Origin of the sequence: Rhodanobacter sp. Col0626 (assembly GCF_049994385.1) — a bacterium.
GTDB lineage: Bacteria > Pseudomonadota > Gammaproteobacteria > Xanthomonadales > Rhodanobacteraceae > Rhodanobacter.
In genome coordinates, this window is the sequence record NZ_CP188260.1 from 2,340,847 (window position 1) to 2,360,821 (window position 19,975).

The 19,975-nt window shown below is 62.5% G+C and carries 20 protein-coding genes; 3 read left to right on the plus strand and 17 right to left on the minus strand.

Annotation, left to right across the window (positions count from 1 at the left end):
- Positions 1–132: 132 nt before the first annotated feature.
- The 4 genes from ACPPVV_RS09930 to ACPPVV_RS09945 all read right to left on the minus strand — a co-directional run bounded on the left by ACPPVV_RS09930 (position 133) and on the right by ACPPVV_RS09945 (position 4,211).
- Positions 133–531, minus strand: a complete 399-nt coding sequence (locus ACPPVV_RS09930; protein ID WP_426699741.1) for a VOC family protein — start codon at positions 529–531, stop codon at positions 133–135.
- 108 nt (positions 532–639) lie between these two features.
- A complete protein-coding gene (locus tag ACPPVV_RS09935; RefSeq protein ID WP_426699742.1) occupies positions 640–3,018 on the minus strand; it encodes a TonB-dependent receptor in 2,379 nt (792 codons plus the stop codon).
- Between the two features lie 339 nt (positions 3,019–3,357).
- A complete protein-coding gene (locus ACPPVV_RS09940; RefSeq protein WP_426699743.1) occupies positions 3,358–3,711 on the minus strand; it encodes a hypothetical protein in 354 nt (117 codons plus the stop codon).
- Positions 3,712–3,755: 44 nt separating this feature from the next.
- Positions 3,756–4,211 (minus strand): hypothetical protein, encoded by a 456-nt coding sequence (locus tag ACPPVV_RS09945; protein WP_426699744.1) that lies wholly within the window; start codon positions 4,209–4,211, stop codon positions 3,756–3,758.
- A 50-nt stretch (positions 4,212–4,261) separates the two neighbouring features.
- Here ACPPVV_RS09945 and hxsB point away from each other — a divergent pair, with 50 nt between their 5' ends.
- Genes hxsB through hxsA form a run of 3 tightly spaced genes read left to right on the plus strand, consistent with a single transcriptional unit; the run spans position 4,262 to position 7,511 of the window.
- The gene (hxsB, locus tag ACPPVV_RS09950) at positions 4,262–5,758 is read left to right on the plus strand and encodes a His-Xaa-Ser system radical SAM maturase HxsB (protein WP_426699745.1); all 1,497 of its coding nucleotides are present in this window, start codon (positions 4,262–4,264) and stop codon (positions 5,756–5,758) included.
- Complete coding sequence (gene hxsC, locus ACPPVV_RS09955) at positions 5,758–6,951, plus strand: His-Xaa-Ser system radical SAM maturase HxsC (RefSeq protein ID WP_426699746.1); 1,194 nt, start codon at positions 5,758–5,760, stop codon at positions 6,949–6,951. The genes hxsB and hxsC overlap by 1 nt, the downstream gene beginning before the upstream one ends.
- Positions 6,936–7,511 carry a His-Xaa-Ser repeat protein HxsA gene (gene hxsA / locus ACPPVV_RS09960; protein WP_426699747.1) on the plus strand — a complete coding sequence of 192 codons (576 nt, stop codon included), beginning with the start codon at positions 6,936–6,938 and terminating at the stop codon, positions 7,509–7,511. The genes hxsC and hxsA overlap by 16 nt, the downstream gene beginning before the upstream one ends.
- A 103-nt stretch (positions 7,512–7,614) precedes the next feature.
- Here the strand turns inward: hxsA and ACPPVV_RS09965 are convergent, their stop codons facing one another.
- The 13 genes from ACPPVV_RS09965 to ACPPVV_RS10025 all read right to left on the minus strand — a co-directional run bounded on the left by ACPPVV_RS09965 (position 7,615) and on the right by ACPPVV_RS10025 (position 19,974).
- Positions 7,615–8,340 (minus strand): hypothetical protein, encoded by a 726-nt coding sequence (locus ACPPVV_RS09965; RefSeq protein ID WP_426699748.1) that lies wholly within the window; start codon positions 8,338–8,340, stop codon positions 7,615–7,617.
- A gap of 66 nt (positions 8,341–8,406) precedes the next feature.
- On the minus strand, positions 8,407–9,609 hold the full coding sequence (gene fabV / locus ACPPVV_RS09970; protein WP_426699749.1) for an enoyl-ACP reductase FabV: 1,203 nt from the start codon (positions 9,607–9,609) through the stop codon (positions 8,407–8,409).
- 384 nt (positions 9,610–9,993) lie between these two features.
- Positions 9,994–10,758, minus strand: coding sequence for a copper homeostasis protein CutC (locus tag ACPPVV_RS09975; protein ID WP_426699750.1), 765 nt, complete (start codon positions 10,756–10,758; stop codon positions 9,994–9,996).
- Complete coding sequence (locus ACPPVV_RS09980; protein WP_426699751.1) at positions 10,755–11,816, minus strand: N(4)-(beta-N-acetylglucosaminyl)-L-asparaginase; 1,062 nt, start codon at positions 11,814–11,816, stop codon at positions 10,755–10,757. Before ACPPVV_RS09980 ends, ACPPVV_RS09975 begins: the two co-directional genes overlap by 4 nt.
- 82 nt (positions 11,817–11,898) lie before the next feature.
- The gene (locus ACPPVV_RS09985; protein WP_426699752.1) at positions 11,899–12,102 is read right to left on the minus strand and encodes a cold-shock protein; all 204 of its coding nucleotides are present in this window, start codon (positions 12,100–12,102) and stop codon (positions 11,899–11,901) included.
- A gap of 158 nt (positions 12,103–12,260) precedes the next feature.
- Positions 12,261–13,004, minus strand: coding sequence for an S-methyl-5'-thioinosine phosphorylase (locus ACPPVV_RS09990; RefSeq protein ID WP_426699753.1), 744 nt, complete (start codon positions 13,002–13,004; stop codon positions 12,261–12,263).
- A gap of 46 nt (positions 13,005–13,050) precedes the next feature.
- Positions 13,051–13,605, minus strand: a complete 555-nt coding sequence (locus ACPPVV_RS09995; RefSeq protein ID WP_426699754.1) for an NADPH-dependent FMN reductase — start codon at positions 13,603–13,605, stop codon at positions 13,051–13,053.
- 78 nt (positions 13,606–13,683) lie between these two features.
- Positions 13,684–14,232: a hypoxanthine-guanine phosphoribosyltransferase gene (locus tag ACPPVV_RS10000; RefSeq protein WP_426699755.1), complete on the minus strand. Its 549-nt coding sequence runs from the start codon at positions 14,230–14,232 to the stop codon at positions 13,684–13,686.
- Positions 14,229–15,245, minus strand: a complete 1,017-nt coding sequence (gene nagZ / locus ACPPVV_RS10005; protein ID WP_426699756.1) for a beta-N-acetylhexosaminidase — start codon at positions 15,243–15,245, stop codon at positions 14,229–14,231. Before nagZ ends, ACPPVV_RS10000 begins: the two co-directional genes overlap by 4 nt.
- Complete coding sequence (locus ACPPVV_RS10010) at positions 15,239–15,760, minus strand: CYTH domain-containing protein (RefSeq protein ID WP_426699757.1); 522 nt, start codon at positions 15,758–15,760, stop codon at positions 15,239–15,241. The genes nagZ and ACPPVV_RS10010 overlap by 7 nt, the downstream gene beginning before the upstream one ends.
- 2 nt (positions 15,761–15,762) lie before the next feature.
- On the minus strand, positions 15,763–17,100 hold the full coding sequence (rlmD, locus tag ACPPVV_RS10015) for a 23S rRNA (uracil(1939)-C(5))-methyltransferase RlmD (RefSeq protein WP_426699758.1): 1,338 nt from the start codon (positions 17,098–17,100) through the stop codon (positions 15,763–15,765).
- A gap of 189 nt (positions 17,101–17,289) precedes the next feature.
- The gene (locus ACPPVV_RS10020) at positions 17,290–17,898 is read right to left on the minus strand and encodes a YdbL family protein (RefSeq protein WP_426699759.1); all 609 of its coding nucleotides are present in this window, start codon (positions 17,896–17,898) and stop codon (positions 17,290–17,292) included.
- Between the two features lie 54 nt (positions 17,899–17,952).
- Positions 17,953–19,974 (minus strand): hypothetical protein, encoded by a 2,022-nt coding sequence (locus ACPPVV_RS10025; RefSeq protein WP_426699760.1) that lies wholly within the window; start codon positions 19,972–19,974, stop codon positions 17,953–17,955.
- Position 19,975 lies beyond the last annotated feature (1 nt).

Genomic DNA, 19,975 nt, shown 5'->3' on the forward strand with positions numbered 1-19,975 from the left:
CTCCAAGGTTGTCTGACGCTTGAGTTGAGCGGCGGCGGCGCCGTCCGCCTTGAACCGAAACTGGCAAAAACTGGGATCAGTGGCGACCTTCCACCTCCGCTACCGATGCGCCTGTTTCGCTTGAGCGAATTGTCAGCTGGTATTGGTCGCCTGATCTGGCAAAGGGCTGGTCAGCACAATCATGTAGCCATCCGGGTCGTGTAGCCAGAGCTCCCAGTTCCCGTTCTCGCTCAAATGACTTGGCTTGGCGATCTCGACTTGCATATCCGCCGCACGACGCACGGCAGCCTCATAGTCTTCCAGCTCGAACCACAAAAGAACGCCGTTGCCGTAAGGACGCAGCTGCGGGTTACCGAGGGGACCATGCTGGTGTTCCTCGTACCAGTTGTGCAGCTGAAGAACGAGGCGGCCCTTCGAGTTGAGCCTTTCGTACTTGGTGCCGCCGTGCCCACTCTGGCAGCCCAGCAGGCGCTGATACCAGCGGCTACTCGATTCGACGTCATGTACGCAGATGAGCGGAGCAAGTTGCATGCGAACCCCCAAGCATGTCTCAAGCGGCGACGCCGTCGTGAATGAGAAATTACACCGTTGCGGCGAAGCGCGCTCGGGCGACCCGGAAATGGTCCCTGACGCCTTTTTCTAAAATCTGCGCGTCACCGTCAGGCCGTATTCGCGCGGGTCAGCAACAGTCACCGCGCCGCCCGGGCCGCCGATGACATGGCTGAACTCGTTGATCCAAAGGGCGTACTGCTTGTTAGTGAGGTTGCGGACATACAGCTGCACACTCCAGCGATCGTCGGGATCGATGTAAGTGAGTGTCGAATTGATCAGCCCGGTCGAGCCCTGCACGCCGTAAGGTCCGGGATTGATGTTGAACGCGACTGCGCTGCGCCAGGTGTAGTCGATGCGCGGAGTCAGCGATCCTCGCGAAAAATTCATTGAATACTGAGCGGCGAGCATGCCGGTCCACGTAGGAACGAACGGCACGACGCTGTTCGTCGACAGGCCTGTAGCCTGCGTGGCGGCCGGATCGACACTCGTGAACTTCGCGTGCATGTATCCGGCGCTGGCTTCCACGCGTAGCGCCTTCGGTCCGAGTACCACCAGTTCCAGTTCGCCGCCATGGATGTTCGCGGTTGCGGCGTTGGTCACGAACGGTGCGAATGCGAGTCCGCCCGAATCGATCTGACACTCGCCGTTGGGCAAACGGATGCACGTTGCCACCGTCTCCTGCAGATCTTCGTAGTTCGTAAAGAAGGCAGTCGCGTTGATGCGGACATGTTTGTCCAGGAACTCGGCTTTCTCACCGATCTCGTAAGTGAGTGCGAACTCCGGGTCGTAGGGCGTCGTGGCGATCGCGGAGGTCGCGCGGCCATTGAAGCCGCCGGAACGTGATCCGCGCGCGACGCTTGCGAAGAGGAGCAGATCGGGCGTTGCCTGGAAATCCAGACCGACTCGCGGCGTGATGGGTGACCAGGTACCTCGGCGTCGCAACGGCGAGGTCGACGTCGCATCGGCATTCAACTCGTTGGGAATGCCCGCGCCACGACTGCGAACGAGCGCAAGCGCCTGCGTGTTCGGATCGAACGTCGTCGAAGCAAAATTGCTGAACTGCGCGTACTTCGCGCTCCAATCCTTGGTGTCGTGCGTGAAGCGGATGCCCGCGCTGACGTGCAGCCGGTCGGAAATACTATACGAACCGTGCGCGAATGCCGCGTAGGAATTCGTTTCCTGCCTGTTGAAGTTCACCCAGCCCGCCTGCAGCGGAGCGAAGAACCCGATGGAATCGTTTGTTTGACCGGATTCGCCGAAATAGTAGAGGCCGCCGACGTACGCCAGGCGATCCGTGAGCGTCTTACCGTCGACGCGCAATTCCTGGCTGAACCAGTGCGACTTTCTGTAGCTGTAGGAAACCGCGGAGTCGTAGATCGCACCGGTGCCGCCGCCGCCGTTCTCGAAGGCCAGTGAGGAGACACCACGATAGGCCGTGATCGAATGTAGCGTCGCGTCGCCGATGTGGTATTCAACATTCACTGACACGCCATATGCGTGCAGCGGATCTTCCGTCGGCGCCCGACCGGAAGTGGCAAAGCGGTCGGGGTTTACGCCCGGCGTCGAGTCGCTATACGGTATTCCGCCGGGAATCTTGCCGGCTCCGACCAGGTTGTTGTAAGTAGCGAAGAAGGCCTGGTCCGGGTCGTAGCCGGCCGGATGGTTCGGCAGCATGTGAGAGTGGCCAGTGGTGGTGTCGGCGATCACATCGACAGTCAGGTCAGGACTCGCCGTCCATCGCAAATAGCCACGACCGCTGAGACGATCGATGCTGCCGACGCACGCGCCGTCGTACATGCGGCGGGCGAGGCACCCGCGACGTTTCTTCAGGCCACTTAAACCCAGCGTGAGATTGTCACCGAGTGGAACACTGGCATTGCCACGCGCCTCGAACTGGCCCACGTTGCCGCCCGTCAGAGAAAGAAGGCCGCCGCCGTCCGGATCGGGTGGATTGCTGATGACGTTGATGGCACCGCCGGCGGTGTTCTTGCCAAACAGCGTCCCTTGCGGTCCGCGCAGAACTTCGACGCGCTCGACATCGATGAAATCAAGCACGGCTCCGTCCGCGCGCGCGTAGTACACGCCGTCGACATAGAGGCCCACGCCCGGATCCGCCGTGACCAGGTGATCGGCAAGACCTACGCCACGAATGAACATGGCAATCGTGTCAGGGCTCTGACCGCCGGTGTTCGTCAGGTACGTGTTTGGCGTGAATCGGCCGATGTCGCGCAGGTCCTTGGCGGAACGCGCTTCGAGCTGATCCATCGTCAATGCGGTCACGGCAACCGGCGTCTTCTGCAAGGGCTCTTCAGTTCGACGCGCCGTGACGACGACTTCCTCGAGGGCGACTTCCGAGCGTGTCTGCGCAACCGCCATCAGGGGCGTGTTGAACAACACCAGCATAATTGCCGCTGCGCGCCGCGATCGAGGCTTGTTGCGGCGAGCGGCGTGCATCGAATCCGCCATCTGAGCTCTTCTGCCTACCGAGGTTCCTCATTGAATCAGAAGTGTCGGTGCAGAGCCACGACGGGTATGCGCCACGGCAAGGTTTTCAGAGAAATCCCGCTTCGGGTCGTCGGTACCAGTGGGTCAAAGCGTTCCACCGGACAGATCAACGACGGCTAGCTTCGCGCGAATGGGAGTGGATCGGAGTGAGATTGTGATGGTGGATTGTTGGATCGCTTCCCTATCGAATAACTGTTCCAGCAACGGCGAACCCTGTGCTCTGACCCCCTAGATGCACCGGACCCGTTTTGGACGGCGTTTGCATGGCTCCGGAAACTGCACTCTGCCCCGGGCTTCCGATCAATGGCCTTCCGACCCGGGCTTCAGCTTTTCCCGCTCGTTCCTGTGGCACTCGATCCAGGCTGCGTACGGCGTGTTTTTCACCAGGTGGCGATTGAGATCGGGTGCACCATCGGTCCACCACACCGGGCCGCGCTCGCCTAGCGCCACCTTGGCCTGGTCGACCTCGTTCCGCGCGCGCGCCAGCGATTCGTCATCGCCGGATTGGAGCGCATTGCGCACCGCCCTGCGCGCCGTCATGAGTCGATCAACCTGAGCCTTTCGCACCTCGGGCGCCAATGCCGGATTGGCTGCCCGCCATAGCCGTCCTCGAACCACCAGATAGCGCTTGTCAGGAGTCAATGGATGTTTCATGGAGAGTGGGATCACACAACTGGCGCAAACGTGGGATGGCGATTCTAGCGCCAGTCGCGAAAAAGGCCTAAGCGGAAGGAAAATGTCCCTGACACCTTTTTCCGCGTTGAGCCGTAACTAGCAAAACTGGGGGCCAGGGTCGACTTTCTACTTCCGCCGCCCGTTAAGTGCACTTCAGCCTTTGTTTCGGTGAGTTTCTTGCAGCAGTTCGGCTTAAGGCGCACCATCGGTGAGGGGAAATCAGGGGGATAGCGATGAATGCTATCGAGATTGTTTTGGACGAAGGCTTGTTCTCCGTCGATGTCATCGCTCGCACTGCGCACCGTTACACCGATGATTACTTTGTCGAAACCGTGGGCGCGCTGGTTCGATTGACACCAAAGACGGATATCACCGCCTCTTCTTTGCTTGCGGAGCGCTTTCGGAATGATGCGCTCGATGAACGACTGCGCGAACGAATCCGATCCGAGACCGGTGAGCTTCACACGGCCCTTGTTCAAGCGGCACTGCGTCAAGCGCTACCAGTGCTGACCACCGCCGGTCGGAAACGGTGAAGTTCGCTCCATCGCAAGCCTTTGCCGGAAACAGCGGCTATCACCTTCTACCCCTACGCTTCCGCCGTTTGCCGTGGGACGAATACCGAGTGCTGGTCACCTCTATGGCGGGCGATTGGCTCATCGCCCAGCGGGATGAATTTGAGCGCGCGATGGAGGGGAGACTCGATCGCGCCGAACCACTCTTTGCAGAGATGGAAGCGCGACACCTCATTGCAGCCGACCCAAACCATTCAACCCTCGCACCCTTGCTCTCACAGTACCGAACGCGAAAGTCTTACATCGAGCACGGGCCTGCTTTGCACATCTTCGTGGTCTCCCTGCGCTGCCACCACACCTGCTCCTATTGTCAGGTTTCACGTCAGCCTGTGGGCAACACGATTTTCGATATGTCTGACGTGACGGCTGCGTATGCTGTCGAGCGCTTGTTTGAATGGCCATCACCGACGTTGACCGTTGAGTTCCAGGGTGGCGAACCCTTGCTCCACTTCGCTCGCATCTGCACCTTGGTAGAAGCTATCGAAGAACGTAATCGGAGTGAAGGACGAGCGCTCCGATTCGTCATCGCTTCTACCCTGCACGACTTGACCAACGACCAATTGGCTTTCATGCAGGATCATCAGTTTGAGCTTTCCACATCGCTCGACGGCCCCGAGTGGTTGCATAACGCAAACCGTCCACGTGCCGAGCGCGACAGTTACCGACGCACGATTGAAGGCATCGAGCGTGGCCGCAAGGTGCTCGGAGAAGATGCTGTTTCTGCCCTGACGACGCTCACGCGCCGCAGCCTGGAAGCTCCACACGAAATCATTGATGAGTATCGGAAGCTCGGCTTCCACTCGATTTCTCTCCGGCCGCTCAGCCCCTATGGCTTCGCTCGCAAAACCGAGGGTCGCAATGGGTATCTCGTGGCGGAGTTCCTCCAGTTCTATGAAGTCGCGCTCGATCATCTCTTGGCCGTCAACCGGGAAGGCTATTTTCTGGAGGAAACCTACGGCCGCATGCTGCTCTCACAGCTACTGACACCCTTCTCCCATGGTTATGTGGATCTGCGTTCTCCAACGGGTGCTGGCCTCGGCGCCGTGGTCTATGACTACGATGGTCGTGTCTATCCCTCGGACGAAGCCCGCATGCTCGCCTCCATGGGTGACCATGCCTTTGCACTGGGACACGTAAACGAGAGTGTTAGTACTTGGCTGAACTCGCCAGCGATGCAGCGTGTGTTTGCGGCTGGTGTGGCGGAAGCACTTCCGACCTGCGCCGACTGTGCCTACGTGCCCTTATGTGGTGCCGACCCCATCGATCATTACGCCCGACAGGGCGACACCATCGGTCACCGGCCTACCAGCGATTTCTGCCGCAAACAGATGGGCCTGTTTGACCTCCTGCTTCGGCGCTGGGAACAAGGCCCAGCCACTGACCAGCTCATTCTTGAAGACTGGGCGCTGCGAGCAACGCGCAGAGGCATTGCGCGAGAGGCGGAGGCCGCCTGATGCATAAACTTGATGCAAAAGTGCAGCTCGACGGATGGACACAGCCGACACTGCTCAAAGTTGCCACCCTGCCGGAGTTCGCATCGGGCCTCTTTCCCCTCGAACGCATGGTGCTTGATCTCCGAGACCCCAAGGTTCGCGCGGCATCACCCACACTCTCCCAACTCCCATGGGCCGGCTTCGTCGTGAACGACCCCGAACAGGCGCCCGCAGAGCGACCATGGGTAACCCTTCCACCAGAAACGTTGAATGCCCAACCTGGCGACGTCATAGAAGTCGTACCGGAGACATCGAAGGCCGCGCTGCGTTACCGCCGGGGTGCGAACAACAACATTCTGTTTGCGACCGAGCGCTGTAACAGCTTCTGCCTGATGTGCTCACAACCACCGCGGGACATTGCCGACGACTGGCGGATAAGCCAGATCTGCGCCCTGACTGAGCCCATCGACCAGAACGAACCATCTCTGACCATCACAGGTGGAGAACCAACCCTGCTGGGCTCCGGCCTGAACCGCGTCATCGAGCACTGCGCGAGCGTATTGCCGCACACGCAACTGCACGTGCTATCCAACGGGCGCAATTTCGGCGGTGGGGTGCTGGCCAGCTCGTTTACCGGACTGCATCCGGCGCTGATGTGGGGCATTCCGCTCTACGGCGACCACTACGGCCTCCACGATTACGTGGTGCAGAGCGCGGGCGCATTCGCTGAGACCATGCGCGGCCTGTATGCGCTCGAGTCGGCCAAGCAGCGCATTGAAATCCGGGTGGTCTTGATCAAGCCCGTGGTCGAACACCTGCCTGCCCTCGTTCGATTCCTCTATCGAAACCTGCCTTTTGTCGAACACGTGGCTCTGATGGGCACAGAGCCCACGGGATTCGCACGAGCTCACCATGACGAACTCTGGATTGATCCTGCTGACATGTCGGCCGTACTAGCTGAATCGGTCGACTATCTGACCACGCGCGACATGCCGGTGTCGCTCTACAACCTCCCTCTTTGCACGTTGCCGCGATCGCTTTGGCCGTACGCACGCCGGAGCATTTCCGACTGGAAACAGCACTACCTACCAGCCTGCGAATCCTGCGTGGTTAGGGAACGCTGCGGTGGACTCTTTGCGTGGGTGACACCGGATTGGACGAGCCGCGCACTTAAACCGATATTGGAAGGAGAAGAACAATGCGCAAATCAGTAACAGTGGCTGGAGCCGTGTTGTCGGCACTCCATGGCGTAGCTCATGGTTCGGACAACGCGGACCGAAACAAGGGCCTCACTGATCTGGCTGTTCACGACGGCGACTTTGCCGTAACGCTGGCGGCACCCTTGAACGTCAACGTGCGCAACATGTACGCAAGCCATAGCTCGCATAGTTCGCACAGCTCTCACGCTTCGCACAGCTCTGGCAGCAGTGGCATCTATCGCGCGCCCCGGGACTACACGCCCGCATACACACCAGCCTACACACCACCGACGCCGGCGCCCGCTCGTGCCCCAACCAATAGCTACTCGTCCGGAATACAGCCTTTGATGTCTACGGGCACATCTAGACCCACCGCTGACCAACTTCGACTCATGATCATGCGTGTGCAGGCCGCGCTATACGCCAAGGGCTACGACCCCGGTGCCATCGACGGAGAACTCACCGAGTCCACCAAACTTGCGTTGCGAAAGTTTCAGGGCGCGCACGGACTGGTAGTTACGGGAAAGATGACCACGCAGACGATGAACGCGTTGGGTGTTGCGCTGACGCCTTGAGCTAATTCCAGAGACCTTTAGCGAGTCGGAAATTACCGCACGAGACTTACTTTCTCGTAGTGGTGGCTGAGCTAACCTCGATAACTATTTCTATCACGTACCATCAGGTACTTGCTCTCAGCAGCTTGGATAACTCGTTTGTATCATCTGCCTTAGCTTGCTGCTCAAGGTCTTCTTTAACTTCGGTTGCATCAAGATTTTGAATGAAATCAAGATAGCCTTGCTTGGATTCTTCGGCAGTGGTGACAAAGAAGCTTTCATTTCCAGAGGCAACGCGCATGGCATCAACAGCATCAGCGATGTAGCGGCCATTTGCCACTAGGTGATACAACGTTGCAAATCCAACTGCTGTCTCCGGCCAAGTGGGTTTCGAGCCGTTACCAATGATTGCGTAAAAGGGATGATCATCACTATCTGCAACCATTGCCATGCGACTGCCTGAATAGCCCTCGCAAGTGGACATACAGACAATCAAATTTCCATTAAGTGCTTTGTTTATTGGAATTAGTAGCTCGCGCAGTTGAGCCCATTCGATGACTTCGCCCGATGAAAGCTGAATTCCCTCGCTGAAGCCATGGGCGCTGATGTGCAAAATTGGTATGGATTTGGGGGTGGCTTGCATTGCCTCTGGCAAGCCGACGCTTATAGAGGCTTGAAACGCCTCAAGATTGATGGCGAGCCGTAGCGTGCATTCAATTTGATTCAAATTGATCGCTTGCCGAAGTACATCTCCTTCTCCTCTGCGGTGATAGAGGTCAACAGGAGATGGTGATTCGATGATGTAAACGAAGAATCGAAGGCGATCTTCCGTCGGAACCATATCGGTCATAGTGAGATGCAACCGCTCAAAGGGTTTCAAAAGGGGTGATAGATTCCCGGTCAATTTACAGTTTCCTCACCCCTCCAAACAATCAAACCGCCGATCCGCCTCCACCTCCGCCTCGTAATCCACATCCCCCCGATCAAACCCGAACAACTTCAAAAACTCGTGCTTGTACCCCGCGTAATCAGTGATCTCGCGAAGATTCTCGGTGGTGACGGTCGGCCAGAGGGTCTTGCAGGCATCTTGCACCTCGTCGCGCAGTTCCCAGTCGTCCAGGCGCACGCGGCCTTCGTCGTCGGTCGGTGCCGCGTCGCCATCGGCACGGTAGAGGCGGTCGTGGAATAGGCGGTTAGCCTGTTCGATCGGGTTTTCGTGGATGCCCTGCTCTTTCATGATCTTGAAGGCAATGGACACGTACAGCGGGATCACCGGGATGGCGGCGCTGGCCTGGGTGACGACGGACTTCATCACGCCGACGTAGGCTTCGAGGCCGGGGTGGCGGCTGCGCAACTGTTTGGCGGTGTTGTCGAGGTGCTGTTTGGCCTGGCCGAGTGTGCCGTGCCAGTACATGGGCCAGGTGATTTCGGTGCCGATGTAGCTGTAGGCGATGGTCTTGGCGTGGTCGGCGAGCACGCCGGCGGCGCTTAGCGCGTCGATCCACAGCGCCCAGTCCTCGCCGCCCATGACGGTGACGGTGTCCTTGATCTCCTGCTCGGTGGCCGGCTCGATGGTGGCTTCGATCACCGTGTCTTTGTTGGTGTCGACCGAGGTGTTGGTGAACGGTTCGCCGATGGTCTTGAGCGCGGAGCGCACTACTTCGCCGGTGTCGGGCAACTTGCGCACGGGCGAGGCCAGCGAGTAGACGACCAGGTCGATCGGGCCGCCCATCTCGTTCTTTATGATCTCGATGGCCTTGGCGCGAGTTTCATGGGCGAACGCGTCGCCATTGATCGATTTGCTGTACAGGCCGGCCTGCTTGGCGGCCTTGTCGAACGCGGCGGAGTTGTACCAGCCGGCGGTGCCGGTCTTGTCCTCGCTGCTGGGCTTTTCGAAGAACACGCCGAGCGTGGCGGCGCCGTAGCCGAATGCCGCGGTGATCCGCGAGGCCAGGCCGTAGCCGGTGGACGCGCCGATCACTAGCACGCGCTTCGGCCCCTTGGCCGCATCGTGGCCCGCGGCCTGGGTGACCTTGATCTGGTCGAGCACATTGCGCTCGCAACCGACCGGATGGGCAGTGACACAGATGAAACCGCGGACTTTGGGCTTGATGATCACTCGGTGGGTCCTCTGGGTATGTTGCCAATGCCCATAGTAACCAAGCGGGGCGACCGTGCGCTGCCGTAGGGAGCGGTTCGGCAGTCGCTCTCAAGATTCCGTTCGGGTTGAGCGCGACGCCGAAGGTGAGGAGTCGAAGCCTCGCGGTGGCCCTTCGACTTTGCCGCTACGTGGCTGCGCTCAGGGTGAACGGTTCAGGGCGGTGGCCCTTCGACTTCGCCGCTGCGCGGATGTGCTCAGGGTGACCGAGTCATGCATCGGGCCGCAGACGAGCCAGGCGTCGGGCCGCGGGGAGTGCTTTCGTTTCTTCGGCTGTGCTCCCTCCTCTGCGCAGCAGGGGAGGGTTGGGGAGGGGTGGCTCTTGCCCTGGCAAGGTCAAAAGCTCTACCCCCTCCCAGCCTCCCCCTGCTTTGCAGGTGGATGAGCAGAACCTGTCCCCAGTACCGTCGCCAGCGCGCGCACCTGATCCACATCGCTGCTTAGTTCGCCGCCTTGCATCTCGGGCAGCAGCGCCTGTCGGTGTTGCATGCCAGACGGCAGCTGGCGTTTGGCGGAGGCATGGAATTCATGCGCACCGGTGGCGGCGGCCAGCGCGGCGATGTTCTGCACGGTGACACCGGCCCCGGGCATCACGGTCAGACGTCCGTTCGCCTGCGTGACGAGGTCACGGATCAACGCGGCACCTTCGATCGCGCTGGTCTGGGCGCCGGAGGTCAGCACGCGCTCGCAGCCGAGTTCGACGATGTCTTCCAAGGCACGCATCGGGTCGCGACTGAGATCGAAGGCACGATGAAAAGTCACGCCCAGTCTGCCGGCCGCGGCCATCAAGGCGCGGCAGCGCGGCATGTCCACGTCACCCTCGGCATCGAGCACACCAAGCACCACGCCATCGCAACCCAGCGCCACGCAGGTTTCGATGTCGCGCAGCATGGTTTCGCATTCCAGCTCGCTGTAGAGGAAGTCGCCGGCGCGCGGTCGGATCAGCACGTACAGCGGAATGCGCAGGCGGTCACGGGCCAATGCCACCTGCGCATGCGAAGGCGTCAACCCGCCCAGTTCCAGCGCCGTGCAAAGCTCGACCCGCCCCGCTCCGCCCTCCTGCGCCGCCAGCGCGGAGGCGATCGAGTTGGCGGCGATTTCAAGCATCACGAATAGCTCGTGGTGTAGACGCTTTGCGACGGGATCAGGCCATCCTGCTTTTGCGCATCGCACACGGCGTAGGCAAAGCCGTGCTGGATCGCGTACGCACCGACCTCGCCTTCACGATTCATGGCCAGGAAACCGACCTGTATGGTCTTGGATGCCTCTCGCCGGCGCTTGACGATACGCATTACCGCCTCCTTGCACGCCTCCTGCGGCGAGCGGCCCTGGCGCATGAGTTCCACCACCAGAAAGCTGCCGGCGTTGCGGATCACTTCCTCGCCCACACCGGTGGAGGTGGCGCCGCCGACCTCGCCATCGACGTACAGGCCGGCGCCGATGATCGGGCTGTCGCCGACGCGGCCGCGCATTTTCCACGCCATGCCGCTGGTGGTGCAGGCGCCGGCCAGGCGCCCGTTAGCGTCGATCGCCAGCATGCCGATGGTGTCGTGGTTGTGCGCACCGCCGGGCATGCCCGTGCTGCCGTAGTCATGCACTTCGCTGTTGATCGAGGGTTTGTAGCGCGCGGTCTTCTGCCATTCGTGCCAGGCCTTTTCCGCTTCCGGCGTGAGCAGGTCCTGCTTCCTGAAGCCCTGCTCCAGCGCGAACTGCAGCGCGCCCTCGCCGACCAGCAGCACGTGCGGGGTGCGTTCCATCACGCGGCGGGCCACCGAGATCGGATGCTCGATGTGTTCGATCGCCGCGACCGCGCCACAGTTGCCGTCGGCATCCATGATGCTGGCGTCCAGGGTGACGTGGCCATCGCGATCGGGATAGCCGCCCTTGCCCACGCTGTGGTTCTTCAGGTCCGACTCGGGCACCTGTACGCCGGTCTCGACCGCGTCCAGTGCATGACCACCCTTGCCGAGGATGGTCCACGCCGCCTGGTTCGCGGCGACGCCGAAATCCCAGGTCGAAACCACCCGGGCAGCCGCCTTCGCGGTGCCGCCGGCGGCCGGCTGGCCGCCTCGGGTTGCCGGTGCGGCGGCCAGTTTGCCGCCCCAGGCCAGCATGGACGCCGAGACACCCAGCAGCGAACCCTTGAGGAAACGCCTGCGATCACTCATTGCATTCTCCGTTCTCGAAAAGCAAAAAAACCCCGCACAGAATGCGGGGTTTCGTTCTTGCTTTACAACGCTTGTCTGGCGATCAGGCAGCTTCAACCGCCGAAGCCTGAGCGCCCTTTGGCCCCTGGGTCACTTCAAACTGTACGCGCTGACCTTCCTGCAGGCTGCGAAAGCCCTTGCTGGTGATCGCCGAAAAATGGACGAATACGTCCGCAGTGCCATCCTCGGGTGCGATGAAACCGAAACCCTTGGCGTCGTTGAACCATTTGACCGTACCAAAACTCATTGCGCGAACCTCTGGATCCATGGAATGGGTGCGCCAGGATTCTGCGCTGAACCTCGGCCCCCTCCGGTTCGCCGCCCTGGCCGAGGAAAAGTAACAATATGTGAAGGCCCAGTGCAATACGAAAAAACGCTAGCGCCGCGCAAAACCCGACACGGTGCTCAGCTTTTAAGCATCGCGGCGAGAATGCGTGGCACTTCGGCCGTGGCCGCCGCCAGATGGGCAAAAATTTCATCGATGCTGATTTCCGCCTCGTCGCCACAGCCGGCGGCGAAGTTGGCGACCAGCGCGAGACAGGCGTATTCCAGCGCCAGCTCACGCGCCAGCGCCGCTTCGGGCATGCCGGTCATGCCGACCAGGTCGCAGCCATCGCGCTTCATCCGTGCAATCTCGGCGCGGGTTTCCAGCCGCGGCCCCTGGGTGGCGCCGTAGCAACCGCCACCGATCACCGCGATGTCCGCCGTACGCGCAGCCGCGAGCAGCCGCAGACGCAGTGATTCCGTATACGGCTCGCTGAAGTCGATGTGCTTCACCTCGGCACCGTCCACATCGCAGTAGCTCGTGTAGCGGCCGTGGGTATAGTCGATCAGCTGGTCGGGCACCACGATCACCCGCGGCCCCATGTCGCCGCGAATGCCGCCCACGGCATTGACGCCGATCACCCGACGCGCACCGAGGCTGTGCAGCGCCCACAGGTTGGCGCGGTAGTTGACCCGATGCGGCGGCAGCGTATGGCTTTCGCCATGCCGGGCCAGGAACGCGATGCGCTTGCCGGCGAAATCGCCGGTCACCACATCGCCTGAAGCTGGGCCGTAGGGCGTGTCGACGCCGTGGCGTGACGCGTTCTCCAGTCCGGAAAAGTTGTACAGGCCGCTGCCGCCGATCACCGCCAGATCAATATTCACGGGTCAATCCTGTTCTCGATGGTTCGTGGATTCGGGGAAACTTCACTCAACCGCGCAGGGCGGCGAGCCGGGTGGCATAGCCTTGCAGATGGCGGGCCAGTGCGTCACGCGTGCGCTCGTCGGTGAGCTGGCCATCGACGATCTTGGTATGCGCCTGGAACACCAGCACTTCGCCCTGCGGCTCCGTCTGCGCACCGGCGCGGCGCAGGATCAGGCGCAACTGGTCCTGCGCACGCACGGTACCGGTGATGCCGGGACTGGCACCGGCAATACAGACCAGCTTGCCTGCGAGCGCTGCCGTCTTGCGATCCCGTCCCGGACGCGAGACCCAGTCGATGGCGTTCTTGAGCACGCCGGTAATGCCGCCGTTGTACTCCGGGCAGGCCAGCAACACGCCATCGGCCTGATCGATCGCCTGCTTCAGGACGACGACGGACTCGGGGTCGCCCTGCTCCTCCACGTCCTGGTTGAACAACGGCAGGTCATGCAGTCGATGGATGGTGATGGACATGCCGGCAGGCGCCAGCTCCTGCGCGGCATGCAACAGCGCGGTGTTGAAGGAGGCGGCACGCAGGCTGCCGGAGATGCCGAGGATGTTCACGCGCGATGCTCCTGTACTGTTCGCACGAGCAGATGTCATGCGCTATCCGGTTCCCTGGTCCCGTGTCGCCGGCAGGCGTCACTTCAGCGCGTAGATACCCGGAAGATTCCGGCCCTGCTCGTGGTAGTCCATGCCGTAGCCGAACACATAGCGGTCCGGCAGCTCGACGCCGTTGAAATCGGATGCGATGCCTTCGACCAGGCGGTCGTGCTGCTTGGTGCACAGGCTGGCGATCAGCACTTTTTTCGCGCCGCGTGCGTGGCAATCCTCGCGGACCGCCTTCAGCGTGTGGCCTTCGTCGAGGATGTCGTCGACCAGCAGCACCACGCGCCCGGCCAGCGGCACCATCGGCTCGCGCAGCCAGTGCAGGTCGCTGCCGGAGGTGGCGCCGCGATAGCGCGTCGCGTGCACGTAGTCGAATTCCAGATCGGTGCGAATCGCCAGCGCCAGCTGGCCGGCGAAGATCAGCGCACCGTTCATCACGGTGAGGAAGACCGCGCGCTCGCCGTCGAGCGCGGTGTCGATCTGCCGGCCCATCTCGACGATCACGGTTTCCAGGGTGCCGCGATCGAACAGCAGGTCGGCCTGCGCCAGTGCATCGGCCAGCGGCGGGATCGAAGTATTCATGCGGCTCCTTGGTCGGCGTGCAACGCCGTGATGCGCGCGACGAAACGATCGCGCTGCGGATTGTTGGTGAGGCCGTCCCAGCTGGCGCCGAGGGCGCCGCGCAGGGCTGCCAGTCGCGGTGAGGGCTCGATCGCCCCGCCCTGCATCGCCGCGATCGCTTCCTCCACCACCTCGGGGAAACAGGCCAGCACCAGATCGCATCCCGCAGCCAGGTGCGCGCGCACGCGCTCGCCGACGCTGCCGGCGGCACCCGCGGCGGCCATGCTGATGTCATCGCTGATCACCGCGCCGGCAAAGCCCAGTTCGCCGCGCAGGATCCGCTCGATCCACACGTTCGAATAACCGGCCGGATGCCCGTCCACGGCGGGATAAACCACGTGCGCCATCATCACCGCTTCGACGCGCGCATCGATGCACTCGGCGAAAGGCAGCAGGTCGTCGCGGCGGATCTCGTCGAGGCTGCGCGGATCGATCGCCTGCGCCTTGTGCGTATCGGCAGCTACCGAACCGTGTCCCGGAAAATGTTTGAGCACCGCCGCCATGCCACCCAGATGCATGCCGCGCACGTAGGCCTGCGCCAGCTCGGCGGTTGCCGACGGATCGGCATGGAACGCGCGCAGGCCGATCGCGGCATTGCCGCGGGCGAGATCCACCACCGGCGCGAAACTGAAATCGACACCGCTGGCGCGCAGCTCGCTGGCCATCACCCAGGCGTGTTCTTCGGCCAGGCGTACCGCTTCGCCGGGATTACGGTCGTAAATGGAACCGATCGAGGCCAGCGGCGGCAATCGGGTGAAGCCGTCGCGGAAGCGCTGCACCGGACCGCCTTCCTGGTCGACCGCAATCAGCAGCTGGTCGCCGCCAACCTCGCGGATCGCGTCGCATAGCGCGATCAACTGATCGCGTGACTGATAGTTGCGCGCAAACAGCAGTACACCGGCGACACCGGGCGCGGTGAGCCAGTGCTTTTCATGTTCGGCCAGTTCCAGCGCGGCCACCCCGATCATCAACATGCGGCATCCTGGGCAGCGCGCTCCGCCGGCGACCATTGCCGGTACGGATGCGCGATCAGGTTGACGTTGTAGTAGCGCGTCAGCGCACTTACTTCGCGTCCGAGCCAGGACGGCCGCGGAAACGGCGCGTCGATCGCCGGCAGCTCGACCTCGGCGACGATCAGTCCGTGATTGTCACCCTCGAATTCATCGATCTCGAACACTACGCCGTCGATACGCACGTGGTGACGGGTTTTCTCCAGCACGCCATCGCACAACGTGGCCAACAAGGTCCTGGCGTCGTCCACCGGTATCGAATAGTCGAATTCGGTCCGCGCGATACCCGGCGTAGCAGCCTTGATGTTGAGCCACGCCTGCTTGCCCGTCAGCCGTGCACGCACCGAAGCGCGCGCGTGGCCAGCGCGCAAGGCCGGCGCACCGACCAGATAGCCTTGTGCGATCGGTTCGCTGCGCTCGATCGCCGCACGCCAATCGTCGCTGGTCAACAGGAATTTGCGTTCGATCTCGATGCCCATGGTTACCTGTCGAACAACGCGATCGATTCGACATGCGCGGTGTGCGGGAACATGTCCATCACGCCGGCGGATTTCAATGTGAAGCCATGCTGGTTGACCAGGATGCCAGCGTCGCGCGCCAATGAGGCCGGATGGCATGAAACGTACACGATGCGCCGCGTCCGCTTGTGCGGCAGGTATTCCAGCACTTTGTCGGCGCCGGCGCGCGGCGGATCGAGCAGCATCTTGTCCCATGGCTCGCGCGCCCAGTCGGTGCCGCGCTGATCCTCGAACAGGTTGGCCACGTGGAAGCGCGCGTTGTCGATGCCGTTGCGCGCCGCATTCTGCGCGGCGCGCTCGACCAGGCCATGCTCGCCTTCCACACCCACGACCTCGGCGACGCGGCGGGCGATCGGCAAGGTGAAATTGCCGAGTCCGCAGAACAGGTCCAGCACGCGATCGGTGGGTTGCGGGTCGAGCAATTCCAGCGTCCGCGCCATCATCAGCTGGTTCATGCCGGCGTTGACCTGCACGAAATCCAGCGGCTGGAACTCCAGTTCGACATCGGCGATGCCTGCATCGCCACTGCCGATGCGGAACGCCAGTCGCGGATTTTCCGGCCACAACGGATGCACGCTGCTGGTGCCACCCGGCTGCAGGTAGATCGCCAATGCGTGCTGCTGACCGAAAGCGGTCAATGTCGCCAGGTCGCGTTCACTCAGCGGCTGCATGTGGCGGAACACCAGCGACATCAGGTCGTCACCGGCGGCGAATTCGATCTGCGGGATCGTATCGACCGCGTCCATGCCACTGATCAGATCGGCCAGCAAGCCGACCTTGGGACCCAGCGCCGGATGCATCACCTCGCAACGCTGGATGTCGGTGACGAAACGCGGGTTCTGCTCCTCGCGAAAACCCACCAGCACGCGCCCCTTCTTCATCACGTTGCGCACCGACAGGCGACCCTTGCGGCGATAGCCCCACGGCTCGGCGGTGAGCGGCGGCAACCATGCCTGCGGCGCAACCTTGCCGATGCGCTCGAAGTTCTCCGCCAGAACCTGCTGCTTGGTGGCGATCTGCGAAGCGGCGTCCAGATGCTGCATGGAACAGCCGCTGCACTGCGCGAAATGCTGGCAGTGTGGTTCCACCCGGTTTGGCGAGCGGGTGACCAGCTCGACCACCTCGGCCTCGTCGAAGTGACGATGGCGTTTGCGCAAGCGCGCCATCACCTGCTCGCCCAGCAACGCACCGCTGACGAATACCGTCTTGCCATCGATGCGGGCCACGCCGCGACCGTCATGGCCGAGGGCGGTGATGTGGGCTTCGAACGGGGTTGGCGAAACGGAGTTGGATCGGGACATGGCGCGCAGATGAAAAGACTGGCCGCCAATTATCACAGATCGGGCCAGATGACGCCCGCGCCTGCCCCCCTGGCGTAACCCTTGTGGGAGCGACTTCAGTCGCGATGCCTTTCTCGCATTCGGTCGGGGAAGCGTCGCGGCTGAAGCCGCTCCCACAGGAACGGCATGCGCGGGGGCGTTCCCGCAGACTTATTTCTTCTGCCAGGCGCCGGCAGCGTCCTGGTAATACCAGCCGGCACGCGCCCGTTCGATCCAGCCCTTGGCGAAGGTGGCGCGAATTTGCGACTCCCAGTCAGGATGGCCGTTGGCGTTGGCGATTTCGCGATACAACAGGGCGCGGTCGCGATTTTCGTCCGCCACGGTAGCGGTGGCCTGTGCACGCTGGCTCAGCGGCACCTTGGCGGCGTCGCGCATGGCGACCATGCCATCACGGGTAAAGCCGACAGCCCCGCTGCTCAACAAATCACCCAGGCTGCCCCGGAAACGATCGTGCATGCGTCCGCGAATCGCTTCGGTGGCGCTGGTCTGGATGCGGATGTCCGGCGTGTCGGCGGCGTAGGCCGCTGGAATCAGCAGATCGAGCAGCATCGCCGAGGGCTGCTGGCCGTCGCTCTGGGGCGCCGGTTTCTGCTGCTTTGGCGCCGGTGCCGCGGTGGGACCGGCTTCATCCAGTACGTTGCCGATGAATTGGTCAGCCGCTTTCTGCGCCGCCGCTTCGGGAAAGTACACGTTGATGGTGACGCAGCCGACCAACGTCACGGCCAGTGCGGTCAGGATGACGTAGACGAGCTTGCGCATGACGGACTCCAGCGGTGGTTACACGATTAGGAAAAGTACGCAGTGCGCACCTGGTCAGCGGACTTCGGGGGCTGCCCCATTGACGGCATCATGCAGGCGCCTTACCAAAGTCGGCCAGTCGACCCGGGTCTGGTGGCCAATCACCTGCAGACGGGGCAAACCGCTGCCTTCGACGATAGTGTAGCCGTCGTCGCCCGATTCCAGACCACTCATCTGACAGACCGTGCCCTGCAATGTGCAGTTGAGCCCGATTCTTTTGTAACCGAACGTCTTGAACAGTTTCAGCACCGCACCCTGCAGGCCGGCGGCGATGCCGCCACCACCCACCGTGGTGAGGTTGTTCACCGCGCGCTGACTGATCCGTCCGCCGCTGCCGGCGAGCAGGCTGGCCTTGAATGCCACCGGACTCCAGTCGACCAATCGCAGGGCGTCGATCGAACCGTCCAGCCGTCCGGTGATGCTGCCGAAATCGAACACGCTGGTGATCGCCGCCAGATCGAGCTGCTTGAGGGCGATGTCGCCATTCAATACCGGGTTTGCCCCGAACGGCTGCTGCAACGAGAGCTGCGTGATGTCGACGAAGCCGCCAAACAGGTTTGCCGACAGGCCGCCCTGCAATTCGAAACGGTCGTCCGCCCATCGCAGCGAGGGGATCGCACCACCCAGCGTGCCAGGGAACGCTGGCCAGCCCATCGCCTGGCTGAAAGCGGTCATGTCGACGCCGGTCAGCGCCAGCGAAGTCTGCAGCCGCTGGCCTTTCGTCGCGGCCGGGCGCCAGCTCAATTCACCGATGCGCAGCTGGCCTTTCAGCACCGGCACCTGCAGCGGTTGTTGCAGGCTGAGCGTGCCGTTGTGACTTTGCCACGGTGCCTGTGCGGCTCCGTTGGGGATGCGGTAGAGCTGCAGGCGGCGCCAGCCGAGAGTGGTGGCCGGGCGATCCCCGTCGATCGCCCAGTCCAGTCCGCCATGCAGGCCGTCGATCGCCAGCTGGCCGTCCGCATCGGCAAGATCCAGCCCATCGGTGGAGAAGGCGAAGCCGTGCGGACCGTCGGCGCGCAGATCCAGACTGCCGTTCAGCTGGCCGGCAATGCGCATGTCACGCAGACCAAGCGTGCTCAGCCAGGCTTTGCCGTAGCGCTGGTAGGCGGCCGGAAAACTGGCGTGCAGGCGATCCAGTTTCAGCGTCTTCAACTCACCCTTGGCATCGAACCCCACGGCTCCATCGAGTTGCAGGGCATCGGCATCGTTCACGCGCAATCGGCTGAGGTCGAACGCGCCGTTCTGCACATTGGCATGCAGGCCCAGTTGCACCGGATGGTTCGGCAAGGTGGCGTACAGCGAGCCCAGCAACAGTTCGCCACCGCGCAGGCTGGTGTCCAGGTCCGCGCGGGTTGGGCCGGCGGTGGTGTCGACCGTGAACCGGCCGGTGCCGTTCAGTCCCTGCCCCGCCAGCGTGCCGGTCGGCGTGTCGAAACCCACGTCGGTCAGGGCGAATTGACCGGAGGATTGCAGGCCGGAATCGCGCAGGTCCAGCGCCAGCTCGGCATCGAGCTTGCCGCCAGTGGGACGGCCGGACCACACCGTACCGAGCAGGCCCTGCAGCCAGCCGGCGGGGAGGTTGTCCAGCTTGATCTGCGCATGCGTGGGCTGATCCAGCGGCAGCGCCGTGGTCACATGCGTGTTGCCCTGCAGGATATCGACCAGCAGCGTATTGGCCGATTCGCTCAGCACGATGTTGACGTGGGCATCACTGAGCGCGCCACCGGGTGCACCGGCAAGGCGCACGTCCCCGTCGAGGATCCAACGCAGCTGATCGTCGCGCTGCAGGTTCCCATCGACGGTCAGGCCCAGCCGCCGCCAGCCCATCGCCGCCACGTCCGACTGGGCGGCACGCAATTGCACGTGCAACCCGCCACCGGCGTCCTCGCCGAACCGTGCGGTGACCTTCTGCAGTCGAACGCCGGGCATCGCGATCGACTTCGCCGTCAGCAGCACATCGGCGCGCACGGGCAATGCCCAGCCGATCCCCAGCAGGAGGCAACAACACAGCAAAAGATGGCTTGATGTCGGACGCATG

Excerpts from the sequence above, each read along its gene's own strand:
- nagZ (WP_426699756.1), bottom strand. The coding sequence starts at position 15,245 with ATGTTGATGATCGGGGTGGCCGCGCTGGAACTGGCCGAACATGAAAAG.
- ACPPVV_RS09940 (WP_426699743.1), bottom strand. The coding sequence starts at position 3,711 with ATGAAACATCCATTGACTCCTGACAAGCGCTATCTGGTGGTTCGAGGA.
- rlmD (WP_426699758.1), bottom strand. The coding sequence starts at position 17,100 with ATGTCCCGATCCAACTCCGTTTCGCCAACCCCGTTCGAAGCCCACATC.
- ACPPVV_RS10020 (WP_426699759.1), bottom strand. The coding sequence starts at position 17,898 with ATGCGCAAGCTCGTCTACGTCATCCTGACCGCACTGGCCGTGACGTTG.
- ACPPVV_RS09935 (WP_426699742.1), bottom strand. The coding sequence starts at position 3,018 with ATGGCGGATTCGATGCACGCCGCTCGCCGCAACAAGCCTCGATCGCGG.
- ACPPVV_RS10000 (WP_426699755.1), bottom strand. The coding sequence starts at position 14,232 with ATGAATACTTCGATCCCGCCGCTGGCCGATGCACTGGCGCAGGCCGAC.
- ACPPVV_RS10010 (WP_426699757.1), bottom strand. The coding sequence starts at position 15,760 with ATGGGCATCGAGATCGAACGCAAATTCCTGTTGACCAGCGACGATTGG.
- ACPPVV_RS09930 (WP_426699741.1), bottom strand. The coding sequence starts at position 531 with ATGCAACTTGCTCCGCTCATCTGCGTACATGACGTCGAATCGAGTAGC.
- hxsA (WP_426699747.1), top strand. The coding sequence starts at position 6,936 with ATGCGCAAATCAGTAACAGTGGCTGGAGCCGTGTTGTCGGCACTCCAT.
- ACPPVV_RS09965 (WP_426699748.1), bottom strand. The coding sequence starts at position 8,340 with ATGACCGATATGGTTCCGACGGAAGATCGCCTTCGATTCTTCGTTTAC.
- ACPPVV_RS09980 (WP_426699751.1), bottom strand. The coding sequence starts at position 11,816 with ATGAGTGATCGCAGGCGTTTCCTCAAGGGTTCGCTGCTGGGTGTCTCG.
- hxsC (WP_426699746.1), top strand. The coding sequence starts at position 5,758 with ATGCATAAACTTGATGCAAAAGTGCAGCTCGACGGATGGACACAGCCG.
- ACPPVV_RS09985 (WP_426699752.1), bottom strand. The coding sequence starts at position 12,102 with ATGAGTTTTGGTACGGTCAAATGGTTCAACGACGCCAAGGGTTTCGGT.
- ACPPVV_RS10025 (WP_426699760.1), bottom strand. The coding sequence starts at position 19,974 with ATGCGTCCGACATCAAGCCATCTTTTGCTGTGTTGTTGCCTCCTGCTG.